The following is a 15,070-nucleotide window of genomic DNA, read 5'->3' as shown; positions in this document are numbered from 1 at the left end:
ACAGTACATCAAATCAGTAATAAACACCCTTATTATTTAGTATTCTTTTGAAAAAAATTCAATTTAAAATAATAGTTTTAATAGCAATTACCATGTTGTTAAATGCTTGTGACTCCGTTAAACGCGTAGCTCAAAACCAGCATCTATTAACTAAAAACACGATAACTATTAATGGAGAAAGCGTAACAAATGACACAATATCTAGTTTGTTTTACCAAAAACCAAACTCTAGATTACCAATACCATTTACTACAATACCATTAAAGCTTTATATATATAATAGTGCTAGACCAAATATTGACTCTGTTTTAAATGCTAGATTTTATAGCAATCCAAAAAAAATGGCACGTAAATCTAAATTACTGTCAAGAAAACAATTGGATAAGTATTTAGACTCTAAAAAAAGTTTTAACAGTTGGTTAAAACGTACTGGTGAGGCACCTGTTATTATTGACACAGCATTAACTAATAAATCCTTAGTAAGGATAGAAAACTATTACAAAACTAACGGTTGGTTTAATGCCACAGCAGACTATAAAATTAATAAAGGTGACGACAAAAAAGCGACAATAGATTATACTATCCAAACAAAAAACGCTTATAAGTTTGACACAGTTGCTTCCCATATTAAATCTCCCGTAGTCGAAAAAATCTACAACCAGTTTAAAGACCAATCACTAATAAAATCTGGGTCACAATACCGTATTAACAACGTTTATAATGAAGCAGACCGTATTGTAGAACTAATGCGTGATAATGGGGTTTATCACTTTAGTCAAGATTATATAGAGTTTGAAGGCGATACCATTTTTGGTACCAACAAAATGAATATTGAAACCATTATTGAAAACCGATTAATTAGAGAAGAAGACGTTTCTAGACGAGAGCCTTTTAAAATTTTCAAGGTAAAGGATGTCAATATTTATACCAATAGCTCATTTAAAAACAGAAACCAATCTACAAACGACACCACTTATTATGATGGTTATAACATCTATAGTATTGGTAAATTAAAGTACAAACCAAGAGCATTAACAAACTCGGTATTTATAACACCAAACACTGTTTTTAAAGACAAAAACAGACCCTTAACATCAAGAAAAATTAGTGATTTACGCACGTTTAAATATCCAAACATTACTTACGTAGAAAATCCAGACACGACGTTAACCGCTAATATATTTTTAACACCTTTAAAAAAGTTTGAATTAGAGTTTAGCGCAGAAGCACTACAAAGTAACATTCAAACCATTGGTTTTTCTATTAATCCAAGCTTATTAATTAGAAACGTTTTTAATGCTGCCGAGACTTTGGAAATTTCTGGATTTACATCCATTGGTTCCTCCAAAGATGCTAGCAATATAAAAGATCAGTTTTTTGATATTAACGAGATTGGAGCCAACCTAAAACTTACCATTCCAAGATTATTCTCTCCTTTTAATACAGAGAAAATCATACCTAAGTACATGTTTCCTAGCACAAGGCTTACAGTAGCAACATCTAGTCAAACTAACATAGGTTTGGACAAGCAAACCTTTACAGGATCATTTAATTACAGATGGTATCCCAATAATACTATAACTAACAAATTAGATTTATTTAATATCCAATTTGTAAAAAACCTTAATACTGCTAACTATTTTAATGTCTATGATAATTCATTTGATTCTTTAAATGAAATTGCACAAACCTCAGGATTTATTAATTCTAGCCAAAATTTAGGCATACCTACTCAAGCCAATAACTTCTTAGACCAAGTAGCAAGTGGATCCTACAACACCATACTATCCAATGACGATATAGATACCGTAAATGCTATAAATGAAAGAAAACAAAGACTAACGGAAGACAACCTTATTTTTGCAACTAGTTTCAGTTTTACTAAAGACAGAAGAGACAACTTAGGTGATGAGGATTTTTCAATATTTAAATCACGTTTAGAATTAGCAGGAAATTTCTTTTCACTAACCTCTAAAGTTTTAGGATTACAAAAAAATGCAAACGGAAAATACGAAATGTTTAATGTTGCTTATTCTCAATACGCAAAAGTAGAATTAGACTATATCAAACATTGGAGTTTAGGGTACAAAAACGTACTAGCTTTTCGCACCTTTTTTGGGATAGCAATACCTTATGGCAACTCTACAAACATACCATTTTCTAAAAGTTTTTTTGCTGGTGGAGCTAATGATAACAGAGCTTGGTCAGCCTATAACTTAGGACCCGGAAGCTTAGAAACCAGTAACGAGTTTAATGAGGCCAACCTAAAAATAGCCATAAGTGCAGAACAACGCTTTAACTTATTTGGACCACTTAATGGAGCCATTTTTGTTGACACAGGAAACATCTGGAATGTCTTTGACGATATAGAGCAAGACGAAGCTACACTATCCGGATTTGACTCGCTTAAAGATATTGCAGTAGGTTCTGGTTTTGGACTTAGGTATGACTTTAACTTTTTTGTACTTCGTGGTGACATAGGCTTTAAAACCTACGATCCATCCTATCCAATAGGTAACAGATGGTTTAATGATTATAACTTTGCAAATGCAGTTTATAACATCGGAATCAACTATCCTTTCTAGTATAAATTAGCACTTTAGCTAAAACGTTTGCGTGGTTTTATAGTTATTTAGACTTAAAATTTAGCAATTTTCATTACTTTTGAAGCTATACAAATTCAACTAAAAAAAAATTAAAATGGCTCATAATATCAAACCAGGAGTTGCTACTGGAAAAGAAGTTCAAGAAATTTTTAAACTTGCTAAAGACAAAGGATTTGCTCTTCCAGCAGTAAACGTAATAGGATCAGACACTATTAATGGTGTGCTAGAAACTGCAGCAGCATTAAACGCTCCAGTAATTATACAATTCTCAAATGGAGGTGCTCAATTTAACGCAGGAAAAGGCTTAAGTAACGAGAATCAAAAAGCAGCAATAGCAGGATCTATAGCAGGTGCTAAACACGTTCACCTAATGGCAGAAGCTTATGGTGTACCTGTAATATTACATACAGACCACTGTGCAAAAAAACTATTACCTTGGATAGACGGTTTATTAGATGCTAGTGAGCAACACTTTAAAGAAACTGGAAAATCATTATATAGCTCGCACATGATTGATTTAAGTGAAGAACCACTTGAAGAAAACATAGAAATTTGTAAACAATACCTAGCTAGAATGAGCAAAATGGGTATGACTTTAGAAATCGAGTTAGGTATTACAGGAGGAGAAGAAGATGGAGTAGACAATAGTGATGTAGACGAGTCTAAATTATACACACAACCAGAAGAAGTAGCCTACGCCTATGAAGAGCTTAGCAAAGTAAGCGACCAATTTACAATCGCAGCAGCTTTTGGTAACGTACATGGTGTTTACAAACCAGGAAACGTAAAATTAACACCAAAAATCTTAAAAAACTCTCAAGAGTTTTTATCTCAAAAACACAACTTACCACACAACCATATTGACTTTGTATTTCATGGTGGATCAGGATCTACCCTAGAAGAAATCAGAGAAGCCATAGGTTACGGAGTAATAAAAATGAATATTGACACAGACATGCAATACGCATTCATGTCAGGTGTAAGAGATTACATGGCAGAAAAATCAGACTACCTACAATCACAAATAGGTAATCCAGATGGACCAGAATCTCCTAACAAAAAATATTACGACCCACGCGTTTGGTTACGCAAAGGAGAAGTAACGTTTGTAGAACGTCTTAAAAAAGCATTTGAAGACCTAAACAACGTCAATACACTATAAATTATTTTGGCGTTACCCAAGGGTCGGGCTTTCCGTTATATCTTTTTTGAAAAAAGACAAAAAAGGATGCCACTACAATCCCTAACGCAGCCAACATAAGTGCATAAAATAAAATTCCGTTTAAACTGATTAACCTCAGCACTAAACGGAATTTTTTTATCCCCAAAAAGCAATAAAAAAACAGATAGAGACATCAATTTTTGAGATTGATTAATAAAAAATGTAATTTTGTACGCTTGTATAAAGCAAACTAAAACTAAAATTAGAATAGATTACTAGAAAACATCTACTAATCTTAATCCCAAAATAGTAAATCAATATGGCTTGGTTTAAAAGAAAAGAAAAAGGAATAACAACCGAAACTGCAGAGAAAAAAGACATTCCAAAAGGATTGTGGTACAAATCTCCAACAGGAAAAATAGTAGACTCTAAAGAGCTAGAAAAAAACTTTTACGTAAGCCCTGAAGATGGTTACCACGTAAGAATAGGAAGCAAAGAGTATTTTGAAATACTATTTGATGACAATAAATTTAAGGAGTTAGACGCAAATCTAACCTCGAAAGACCCATTAAAATTTGAGGATACAAAAAAATATCCAGACCGTTTAAAAGCTGCCGAAGCTAAAACAAACCTTAAAGACGCTGTACGATGTGCAGTTGGTAAGTCAAAAGGTCAGGATTTAGTAATCGCATGTATGGACTTTGCTTTTATTGGAGGATCAATGGGTAGTGTTGTAGGAGAAAAAATAGCACGTGCTGCAGAGTATTCTTTAAAACACAACGTACCATTAATGGTCATCTCTAAATCAGGAGGAGCACGTATGATGGAAGCAGCATTATCTTTAATGCAATTAGCAAAAACATCTGCAAGACTTGGACAACTAGCAGATGCAGGTATACCATACATATCGTTAGCAACAGACCCAACAACAGGTGGTACAACAGCATCATTTGCTATGTTAGGTGATATTAACATCTCAGAGCCTGGTGCATTAATTGGATTTGCAGGACCACGTGTTGTGCGTGATACAACAGGACAAGAGTTACCAGAAGGTTTCCAAACCTCAGAGTTTTTGTTAGAACATGGTTTTCTGGATTTTATTACACAACGTAAAGATTTAAAAAACAGAGTCAACCAATATATAGACTTAATTACAAATAAGCCATTAAGAGCTTAATTGATAAACCATAAAAAAAGCCTTACTTATTTAGTAAGGCTTTTTTATTATTTAGCATCTTTAATGTCTTTATTCAAATGATCCAAAAACAAAATACCATTTAAGTGGTCTATCTCATGCTGAAAAATTACGGATGTAAAATCTGCAACATCTTCCGTTACATGCTCGGCATTCAATGTGTCGTATTCAATTGTAATAACTTTAGATCGTATATTTAAGGTTTCAGCACGATTAGGAATCGATAAGCAACCTTCTCTCCTAGTCTGCTTTTCTTCAGAATAATTAATAATTTTTGGGTTAAGATACACCTCAAAAGGTGCATCATCTTTATCAAAACGCTGTACCCAAATAATATTTTTTAATATTCCAACTTGTGGTGCTGCAATACCAACACCTAAGGACATACTATCTCTAACAGTTGCGAACAAACGATTAGTAAAGTGTTTTAAAGTTATATCATTTGGATCTGGTTTAACATATCCACTTTGTTGTCTTAATAAAATGGAATCTTTAGTATTATTAATCTTAAATACACGCATAGGTTTATCAGAGTCTAAAGCAGTTATTAATGCGACTTGATTTTTAGTAAAATTACCAAGCTTTAAATCCTTTTGATTAGCACAACTTACTAATGCAAAAACAATAAATAATACATTTATGATAGGTCTCATTACTGTTGAAGTTTTAAATAATAATAATAATAATACATTGGATTAAGCTGTTTTAAAATAAACTAAAAACTGACTTCCAATATTTACTTGACTTTTAAATTCTATCTTACCTCCTATGGATTCCACTTGACTTTTTGTAATAAACAAACCTAAACCTCTTGCATTTTTATTGTTATGAAATGTTTGATACAACGAAAACATTTTATCACCATACTTATTCATATCCAAACCTAAACCATTGTCTTTAACACTCAAAACAATAAAGTCGTCTTGAACATAAGTGCTTAAAACTACTTCAGATTGTTTATTAGCATCTCTATACTTTATGGCATTGGTCAACAAATTAAGGATTATACTATCCAAATACGCTTCAACAGCAACCACCTTAACATTGTCGATAACTAAATTTTTAATCTGGCAAGCATTATTTTTAGCCAAAGCAGTAACACTATAAATAGCATTATTAATATACTTACTAAGATGCAACGGTTTTAAATCTTCATTTTCAAACCAAGTAGACTCTGCAATACTTTTTAAATGTTTTACCGTTTCATTTAAATTAGCAATAGCTTCATTTAGATAAATAAAACTTTCATTTGTTTTAACTTCTGGAACTTCATTTTTAGTAAATTTTGCTAAAGTCTTTAAATTTCCAGCGTGCGTACCTAAATTATGAGAGATAATCCTAGAAAAATTTAATAACCTTTCATTTTGTTCTTTAATAACTTCCGTAAAAACCTCTTTTTCACTCTCAACCTTCTTTAAATCTGTTACATCTTGTATTTGAGATATAAAATACTTTGGTTCTCCCTTTTCATTTCTAACTAAAGACACAGATAATTGTGCCCAAATAATACTCCCATTTTTAGCAAAGTATCTTTTTGGCAAAGTATAACTATTAATCACACCACTTTTCAACTTGTCAAACCTATCCAAATCAATATCTAAATCTTCCTTATGGGTAATATCCTGAAACGTTAAGTCTAAAAGGTCTGCCTCAGTATAGCCAAAAAGATCACAAATACTTTTATTAACTTTTATCCATTTACCATCCAATCCTACAATTGCAATACCATGATAAGCATGATTAAAAACATCAGGCAAAAAATTGGATTTTAGATCTTCTAGGCTCTCTTTGTACATAGTAATATAATGTTGACATAAAAATAGTTCATACTGCATTTTTAAAAAAATTTTAGAAGAATTTGTTTTAAAAATTACGAAATCATTAAAAATAACTATATTTGCGGCTCGAAAGATAAACTTTCGTGTACATAACAATCATTTATAATAATATTAGAATGTATTTAGATCAAAAAGAAAAAGAAGAAATTTTTACTAAACACGGTAAAAATGCAAAGGACACAGGTACTGCAGAAGGGCAAATCGCTTTATTTACTTACCGTATCAACCACTTAACTGAGCACTTAAAGAAAAATCGTAAAGATTACAACACTGAGCGTTCTTTAGTAAAACTAGTAGGAAAAAGAAGAAGCTTACTAGATTACTTAACTAAGAAAGATATCTTAAGATATCGTGCAATTATTAAAGAATTAGGATTAAGAAAATAATCATAATATAAAACCACGCTTTTTAGCGTGGTTTTTTGATACCAAACAACTCGATTTGAACGAGTATAATAATCAAAATTGAAGAAGCTAATTACAGTTTTTCATTGGTCAATCACAACTACTACTACCACAACACAACGACCATTGTTTAATTAGAATTAAAAAAATTTATGATTCCACAAGTTTTTAAAGAGGTTATTGACCTTGGAGACGGTAGAACTATTTCTATCGAAACCGGAAAATTAGCAAAACAGGCACATGGATCTGTTGTTGTACAGTCAGGAAACTGTATGTTGTTATGTACATTAGTATCTAACTACAAACAAAGTGACGTTGACTTTTTACCGTTAACAGTAGATTACCGCGAAAAATTTGCTGCTGCTGGACGCTATCCTGGAGGTTTCTTTAAAAGAGAAGCAAGACCTAGTGATGGTGAAGTATTAACTATGCGTCTTGTTGACCGTGTTTTACGTCCATTATTCCCAAAAGATTATCACGCAGAAACGCAAGTGATGATCCAATTAATGTCTCATGACGACAACGTTATGCCAGACGCTATGGCTGGATTAGCTGCATCTGCTGCTATCCAACTATCTGACGTACCATTTGAAACGCCTATCTCTGAAGCTAGAGTTGGACGTATTAATGGTGAGTTTATTATCAACCCAACACGTGCGCAGTTAGAAGAGTCTGATCTAGATATGATGATTGGTGCTTCGGCTGACTCTGTAATGATGGTTGAAGGTGAAATGTTAGAAATTTCTGAAGAAGAAATGGCTGAAGCAATTAAATTTGCACATGAAGCTATTAAAGTACAATGTGCTGCTCAAGTAAGATTAGCAGAAGCTTTTGGTAAAAAAGAAACACGTGAGTACGATGCAGAACGTTCTGATGACGATTTAGCAAAAAAGATTTACGACTTAGCATACGATAAAGTGTACGCTGTCGCTAAAGCTGGATCTTCTAAAAAAGAAAGAAGCAATGCTTTTTCTGAAATTAAAGAAGAAATTAAAGCAACATTTACTGAAGAAGAATTAGCAGATTATGGAGATTTAGTCTCTAAATATTATGCTAAAGCAGAAAAAGCTGCTATTAGAAATTTAACTTTAGATGAAGGATTACGTCTTGATGGTCGTAAGACTGACGAGATTAGACCAATCTGGTGTGAGGTAAACTATTTACCATCTACACATGGATCGTCTATCTTTACTCGTGGAGAAACGCAAGCATTGGCTACAGTTACTTTAGGTACATCTAGAGAAGCAAATCAAATAGACATGGCCTCTTTTGAAGGAGAAGAGCGTTTTTATCTACACTACAACTTCCCTCCTTTTTCAACAGGAGAAGCAAGACCTTTAAGAGGAACTTCTAGACGTGAAGTTGGTCATGGTAATTTAGCACAACGTGCATTAAAAAACATGGTACCAGCAGACTGTCCTTATACAGTACGTGTAGTGTCTGAAGTTTTAGAATCTAACGGATCATCATCTATGGCTACTGTATGTGCAGGAACTATGGCACTTATGGACGCTGGAGTTAAGCTTAAAAAACCAGTTTCTGGTATTGCAATGGGATTAATCTCTGACCAAGAAACAGGAAAATACGCTGTATTATCTGATATTTTAGGAGACGAGGATCACTTAGGTGATATGGACTTTAAAGTTACAGGTACTGCAGATGGTATTACTGCTTGTCAAATGGATATTAAAGTAAAAGGTTTATCATATGAGATTTTAGTAAATGCTCTAAAACAAGCTCGTGATGGACGTTTACATATCTTAGGTAAACTTACAGATACAATTGCTACACCAAATGAAGAAGTTAAGGAACATGCACCTACAATGGTGACAAGACGTGTACCTAACGCATTTATTGGTGCTTTAATTGGACCTGGAGGAAAAGTAATCCAAGAAATGCAAAAAGAAACTGAAACAACTATCGTAATTAACGAAGATCCTGTTACAGAAGAAGGTATTGTTGAGATTTTAGGTGTTGGTAAAAAAGGTATTGATGCAGTTATGGCAAAAATTGATGCTATATTATTTAAACCTGAAGTTGGTAAAGTATACCAAGTAAAAGTTATCAAAATGTTAGATTTTGGTGCTGTTGTAGAGTATATGGATGCACCAGGAAACGAAGTGTTATTGCACGTAAGTGAATTAGCATGGGAACGTACTGAAAATGTTACTGATGTTGTAAACATGGGAGACGTTTTTGACGTTAAATATTTTGGTCTTGACCCAAGAACACGCAAAGAAAAAGTATCTAGAAAAGCAATCTTACCAAAACCAGAAGGTTATGTAGCTAGACCACCAAGAGAAAACAATGATCGTGGTGGACGTGATAACAGAGGTAGAGATAATCGTGGACGTGATAACAAACGTGACGACAGAAAACCTAGAGAAGATAAAAAAGAAGATTAATTCTTTTTAAACTTTAATAAAAAAAGCCCAAATAGATTAACTTCTATTTGGGCTTTTTTACGTTTTTAACTTAATACTAAATTTCAATTATTTGACCAGTAAAAAAGTTTTCTTAAATAAATACTAAAAAACATCTAAACTAAATTTTGATGCGTAAATCTAATATTACACTAATTTAAAGACAAACAATTTTTATGGCTACAAAAACTACCAACACAATTAAAACTGTATCAAATAGAAAAAAAATAGTAAATAAAATCAACGGGTTTTTTCATAGTAAAGGCATCACTGGAAGTCCACAAAATAGATTAGTGTTAATTAGCACCTTTTTACTTATTATTTTAGGTGTCTATTTCTTTTATGTATTCCATAACGATTTTGACGCATTTAATACGTCACAAATGAGCACTAAAATTGGGCTTACTTTTATATACGTGGCAACTACTTTATTTGCATACAAAGTTTTATTCTTTTTATACACAGCCTATAATTATTTTAAGTACAAACCAGTTACATCTGTGACTGACCAAGAGTTACCAACCTGTACTATTATAGTACCAGCTTATAATGAAGGTAAACAAGTTTGGGATACGCTTATGAGTTTAGATAAAAGCGACTACCCAAAAGATAAATTACAACTATTAGCAATAGATGATGGTAGCTTAGACGACACTTGGGATTGGATGGTTGATGCTAAAAAACAATTAGGAGACCGTTTAGAAATATATAAACAACCTAAAAACAAAGGGAAACGCCATGCTTTGTATCGTGGTTTTAACCTTGGTAAAGGAGATGTTTTTGTAACCGTAGATAGCGACTCCATTGTTACTAAGGATACTTTAAGAAATTTAGTTAGTCCATTTGTAGGTAATGAAAAATGTGGAGCTGTAGCTGGAAACATTAGGGTACTAAATAACAAATCAGAGATGCTTCCTAAAATGCTTGACGTAAGTTTTGTAATGAGTTTTGAATTTGTACGTTCTGCAGAAAGCAATTTAAACTCTGTTTTATGTACTCCAGGAGCATTAGCTGCATATAAAAGAACTGCTGTTTTTGAAGTCTTACCAGAATGGATTAATCAAACCTTTATGGGACAACCTTCAGATATTGGGGAGGACAGAGCTATGACTAATATGATTTTAAAACAAGGTGATCATGTTTTATTTCAAAGTAATGCTATTGCCTACACAAATGTACCTGAAGAGTATTTAGGACTATACAAAATGTTTATACGTTGGGGAAGAAGTAATGTTAGAGAAAATTTAGAAATGGCTAAATATGTATTCACTAACTTTAGAGAAGGAAATAAATTAGGAACTAGATTATTATTTTTTAGTCAATTTTCTAAACTAATCATGAGTTATCCTTTAATAATATTTATGTTGTTTTTTGTTATGGTACATCCATTGTTATTTTTTGGATCTACTCTAGTAAGTATCTTAATATTATCAACGTTTTCTTTATTATTTTTCACTAAAAAATATAAAACTTACCAAGGGTTTTGGGCCTACTCATATAGTATTTTATACACCTTTGGATTGTTTTGGATTACACCTTACGCAATTGCAACAGCAAATAGAAGAGGCTGGCTAACAAGAGGGTTAGTCGAAAAAAAATAGATTTTTTTAAATAAACACCCCTATTTTAAACGGGTTAATTGTTTCAGATTGGTACAAACATCAAAATTTGTCACCGACAGACTGTCACAATTAACCCGTTTCTTAATTTTATCATTTAGATATTGCCAGCTATTTACTTCTTAAATTTTCAATATCATAATTATCAATACAAATCTTTGTAAAAATCTAAATTCTTTAAATCAAAATTTCGTTTTGGCACTATCGCACAGTAATTGTGGCTATTATGATACTGACAGTTAATTTATTAATTAAAACAAATTATGAAAGTATTAGTAATAGGAGCCGGAAACATGGGTTTAACATATTCTGAAGGAATGATAAATTCTTCATTATTAAACAAACACAAATTAAGAATATTTGATACCGATCCTAAAAAAATTGAAACCTTAAGACAAGAACCAAAATTTAATGTTTACACCTCTTTAAAAGATTGCTTACCACAGGCAGACATTATTTTTTTAGCAGTAAAACCCTACCATTGTGACAATCTATTTTCAGAAATGAAGCGCATGGTAAATAAAGATCAAATTTTTGTGTCTCTTATGGCAGGAGTTACTATAAATGCCATTCAAAAAGGCTTGGGTATAAAAAAAGTGATCAGAACCATGCCTAATCTACCAGCTAAGGTTGGTAAAGGTGTGACCTCGTACACTGGTGACGCATCTGTTTCTAAAGTAGAGCTTTTAATGATAAGACATTTATTAGATACCACAGGAACATCGATTGAAGTTAGTAACGAAAACTTTATAGATGCTTCAACCGGAATTTCCGGAAGTGGTCCAGCTTATGTGTTTTATTTTATGCAGTCCATGTTAGAAGCTGCTTTAAAAATGGGCTTTTCGGATTATGACTCTAAAGTTTTAGTAAGTAACACCTTTGAAGGTGCTATAGAATTATTTAGTCAAAACGATATATCTCCAGAAAAATGGATTGACAAAGTAGCCTCTAAAGGAGGGACTACTCAAGCTGCAATTGATAGTATGGAAGATAATAATGTAAAACAACTTATCCAAGATGCTGCTTACGCTGCGTTTGATAGAGCTGTTGAATTAGGAAAAGAAAAAAATAATGGAAGATAATATAAAGCGCGTAGTAGTTAAAGTAGGTACCAACGTGCTAACAAATAAAGACAACAGAATATTAGGACCTGTATTAAGAGAACTAGTTAGACAAATTGCAGTATTGTACGAACGTGGTATTAAGGTCGTATTAGTTTCTTCTGGATCTGCAATTGCTGGAAAAGAAATTTTAGGTAACACGCAAATTGAAGACTCGTCAATACGACGTCAAGTCTACTCATCTGTTGGCCAACCCAGAATGATGAGACATTATTATAGCATTTTTCATGATTACGGAATGCGTTGCGCTCAAGTTTTAGCCACAAAACGTGATTTTGACTTAGGAAAATACAGAGAGAATATGATTAACTGTTACGAAGGTTTGTTGTCTGAGGGCATTACACCTATTGCAAATGAAGATGATGCTGTATCCTTAACCATGTCTATGTTTACTGATAATGACGAGCTGGCTAGTTTGGTTGCTGAATTAATTGATGCTGATAGATTAATTATTTTGTCAGATACCGATGGATTATATACAGGTCATCCTGACCATAAAGACTCGGTTAAATTACATGAAGTTAAAACTAACCAAAATGTAGAAAAATACGTGTGTGCTTCTGGCAAAAAAGAAGGAGAAGGTCGTGGTGGAATGGCTTCAAAATTAAGAATAGCAAAAGTCACAGCACGTAAAAACATACCAACATATATTGCTAATGGTAAACGCGAAAATGTAATGGTAGATATTATAGATAATAAACAAATTGGTACAAAGTTTATTTGTGCCTAACTAAAAATTTAAATTAATGAAACTATTAAATACAGATATAAAAAATAATGTTTTAAAATCAATGATACAGATTTTAGACCATGAAAGAGAACATATTATTGCTGCCAATCAAAAAGACCTAGACACTTTTAACAAAGACGATCAAGCATTGTTTGACCGACTGATTGTAAATAATAAAAAGGTAAATGAAATGATTGAGGCTGTTAAAGCAGTATTAAGTCAAGATGATCCTGTTGGTCAAGAGCTGTCAAATTTGACCCTTAAAAATCAGCTTAATGTTGTTAATACAACTGCTCCTTTTGGTACCATATTAATCATTTACGAATCTAGACCAGATGTCACCATTGAAGCTGCAGTGTTAGCTTTTAAAGCCAACAACAAAATTTTATTAAAAGGTGGTAAAGAAGCGTTAAACAGTAACCTTATTTTAGAAAAATGTTGGCATCAAGCGTTAGAAGATAACGGACTATCTAAAGATTGGATTAAACTTTTACATCTAAAAAGAGAAGAAACACAAGCCTTTTTAAAAAACCCAACAGAACCATTGGATTTAATAGTACCAAGAGGTGGAGAGCGTTTAATTAATTTTGTAAAAACACATGCTACCTGTGCTGTATTAGTTAGCGGTAGAGGTAACAATTTTTTATATGTTTCAGAACAAGCCGATTGGAGCAAAGCGGTTGGAGTAATAGTAAATGCAAAAACAGATAAAATCTCTGGCTGCAATGCTTTAGACAAGGTATTAATAAATAAAAACATCCCAGAATACCAATTAAAACTTAAAATGCTTCAGCAAAAGCTGGAGCAATATAATGTCACTATACTATCTGATAATAGCGTTGCTAAAGTTTTAGATTCTACTGAAAAAATAACAGAAGATGCAATTTGGAAGGAAGAGTTTTTAGCCCTAAAGCTACTTATAGGTGAAGTAAGTACATTAGACGAAGCTATAGATATGATTAATACACACTCTGGTAAACATTCTGCTGCTATTATAACCGAAAACAGTACTGAAGCACTACATTTTATGAATCATATTGATAGTGCTGCTGTATACCATAATGCTTCTACTAGATTTACAGATGGAGGACAAATGGGAGTTGGTGCAGAGTTAGCCATAAGCACAGACAAATTACACCACAGAGGACCTTTGGGACTAAAACAATTAGTAACCAATAAATACTATGTATTTGGTGATGGCCAAGTTAGAGTTTAAAAAAACTATTTAAAAAATCCGATGATTACATTCATCGGATTTTTTTTATAATGTCAAACTAAAAACTGTATAATATTTTAGGTGTTATATACACAGATCCCACATTTTCCTGAACTGCACCTTCAATTTTATAAGGTGCATAATTTAAACCTAGACCAAAGGTTAACTCTTCATTATTTCTAAATTTTTTGACGTAATCTAAAGTTGGCGAAATTAAAAATGCAGTAATAACTTCGTACTTTTCTTCTGTATCATTGTCTCCTGTATAAAAGGGATTTCTTGCATCTGTTTTAATAATTGAAGCACCAATACCAAAGCTAACGTGTAATTGCGAATTAACATTTTGACTCAAGTTTTTTTTAAACCTCAGCATAGGATTAAACATAAAAGCAGCTTTAGCCTGAATAGTATCCAAAGCTCTAACATACTTAAAAGACTGTTTTTGATCCGGAACGACAAATTGCAAAGCTAATTCTAAAGACTTTTTATTAGTAACTGGAAAGTCCAAACTTAGCTCGATTAATGGAGAGACTCCAAAATAATTTTTCAGTTTACCTTGAGGCAACATAACACCTCCTCCAATTTTAAACGTCACTTTTTTAAAGTAGTCGTCCATATAACTATGATATTGATTACTATTGGTCACGTAAATAGTATCCTTTTGCGCTATACATAGCTGTAAACCTCCAAAAAATATAATGGTAATTAATAAATTTTTCATGATTATAGTTTTAAAATTTGATTCAAAATTATTGT

General features: G+C 32.5%; 12 protein-coding genes. 9 read left to right on the top strand and 3 right to left on the bottom strand.

The window, feature by feature from the left end; all coding sequences use genetic code 11:
• The first annotated feature begins 47 nt into the window (after positions 1 to 47).
• From tamL to accD, 3 genes are all read left to right on the top strand, one after another.
• On the top strand, positions 48 to 2,585 hold the full coding sequence (tamL, locus tag V6251_RS05705) for a translocation and assembly module lipoprotein TamL (protein ID WP_341587379.1): 2,538 nt from the start codon (positions 48 to 50) through the stop codon (positions 2,583 to 2,585).
• Positions 2,586 to 2,700: 115 nt separating this feature from the next.
• Positions 2,701 to 3,768 carry a class II fructose-bisphosphate aldolase gene (gene fbaA / locus V6251_RS05700; protein WP_028284305.1) on the top strand — a complete coding sequence of 356 codons (1,068 nt, stop codon included), beginning with the start codon at positions 2,701 to 2,703 and terminating at the stop codon, positions 3,766 to 3,768.
• A 319-nt stretch (positions 3,769 to 4,087) separates the two neighbouring features.
• Positions 4,088 to 4,945, top strand: coding sequence for an acetyl-CoA carboxylase, carboxyltransferase subunit beta (gene accD, locus V6251_RS05695; protein WP_145006161.1), 858 nt, complete (start codon positions 4,088 to 4,090; stop codon positions 4,943 to 4,945).
• A gap of 47 nt (positions 4,946 to 4,992) precedes the next feature.
• Here the strand turns inward: accD and def are convergent, their stop codons facing one another.
• Together def and V6251_RS05685 are read right to left on the bottom strand one after the other, a co-directional pair.
• Positions 4,993 to 5,616, bottom strand: a complete 624-nt coding sequence (gene def / locus V6251_RS05690) for a peptide deformylase (protein WP_341587378.1) — start codon at positions 5,614 to 5,616, stop codon at positions 4,993 to 4,995.
• A gap of 42 nt (positions 5,617 to 5,658) precedes the next feature.
• Complete coding sequence (locus tag V6251_RS05685) at positions 5,659 to 6,759, bottom strand: sensor histidine kinase (protein ID WP_341587377.1); 1,101 nt, start codon at positions 6,757 to 6,759, stop codon at positions 5,659 to 5,661.
• 158 nt (positions 6,760 to 6,917) lie between these two features.
• Between V6251_RS05685 and rpsO the strand changes: the two genes are divergently transcribed.
• The 6 genes from rpsO (at position 6,918) to V6251_RS05655 (ending at position 14,314) form a co-directional block, all read left to right on the top strand.
• Positions 6,918 to 7,187, top strand: a complete 270-nt coding sequence (gene rpsO / locus V6251_RS05680; RefSeq protein ID WP_145006839.1) for a 30S ribosomal protein S15 — start codon at positions 6,918 to 6,920, stop codon at positions 7,185 to 7,187.
• 170 nt (positions 7,188 to 7,357) lie between these two features.
• The gene (locus tag V6251_RS05675; protein WP_292946983.1) at positions 7,358 to 9,610 is read left to right on the top strand and encodes a polyribonucleotide nucleotidyltransferase; all 2,253 of its coding nucleotides are present in this window, start codon (positions 7,358 to 7,360) and stop codon (positions 9,608 to 9,610) included.
• Between the two features lie 194 nt (positions 9,611 to 9,804).
• The gene (locus V6251_RS05670) at positions 9,805 to 11,229 is read left to right on the top strand and encodes a glycosyltransferase (protein WP_341587376.1); all 1,425 of its coding nucleotides are present in this window, start codon (positions 9,805 to 9,807) and stop codon (positions 11,227 to 11,229) included.
• Positions 11,230 to 11,510: 281 nt separating this feature from the next.
• Positions 11,511 to 12,329, top strand: a complete 819-nt coding sequence (proC, locus tag V6251_RS05665) for a pyrroline-5-carboxylate reductase (RefSeq protein WP_341587375.1) — start codon at positions 11,511 to 11,513, stop codon at positions 12,327 to 12,329.
• Positions 12,319 to 13,098, top strand: coding sequence for a glutamate 5-kinase (gene proB, locus V6251_RS05660; RefSeq protein WP_145006143.1), 780 nt, complete (start codon positions 12,319 to 12,321; stop codon positions 13,096 to 13,098). Before proC ends, proB begins: the two co-directional genes overlap by 11 nt.
• Before the next feature lie 16 nt (positions 13,099 to 13,114).
• Complete coding sequence (locus tag V6251_RS05655; protein WP_341587374.1) at positions 13,115 to 14,314, top strand: glutamate-5-semialdehyde dehydrogenase; 1,200 nt, start codon at positions 13,115 to 13,117, stop codon at positions 14,312 to 14,314.
• 58 nt (positions 14,315 to 14,372) lie between these two features.
• Here V6251_RS05655 and V6251_RS05650 read toward each other — a convergent pair whose 3' ends face one another.
• Positions 14,373 to 15,035 (bottom strand): hypothetical protein, encoded by a 663-nt coding sequence (locus tag V6251_RS05650; protein ID WP_292946969.1) that lies wholly within the window; start codon positions 15,033 to 15,035, stop codon positions 14,373 to 14,375.
• Positions 15,036 to 15,070: the final 35 nt, after the last annotated feature.

The organism is Olleya sp. Ti.3.14 (genome assembly GCF_038154885.1).
Taxonomy (GTDB): domain Bacteria; phylum Bacteroidota; class Bacteroidia; order Flavobacteriales; family Flavobacteriaceae; genus Olleya.
The sequence above is the reverse complement of the archived record's forward strand: the minus strand, read 5'-3'. Positions and strand labels throughout refer to the sequence as shown.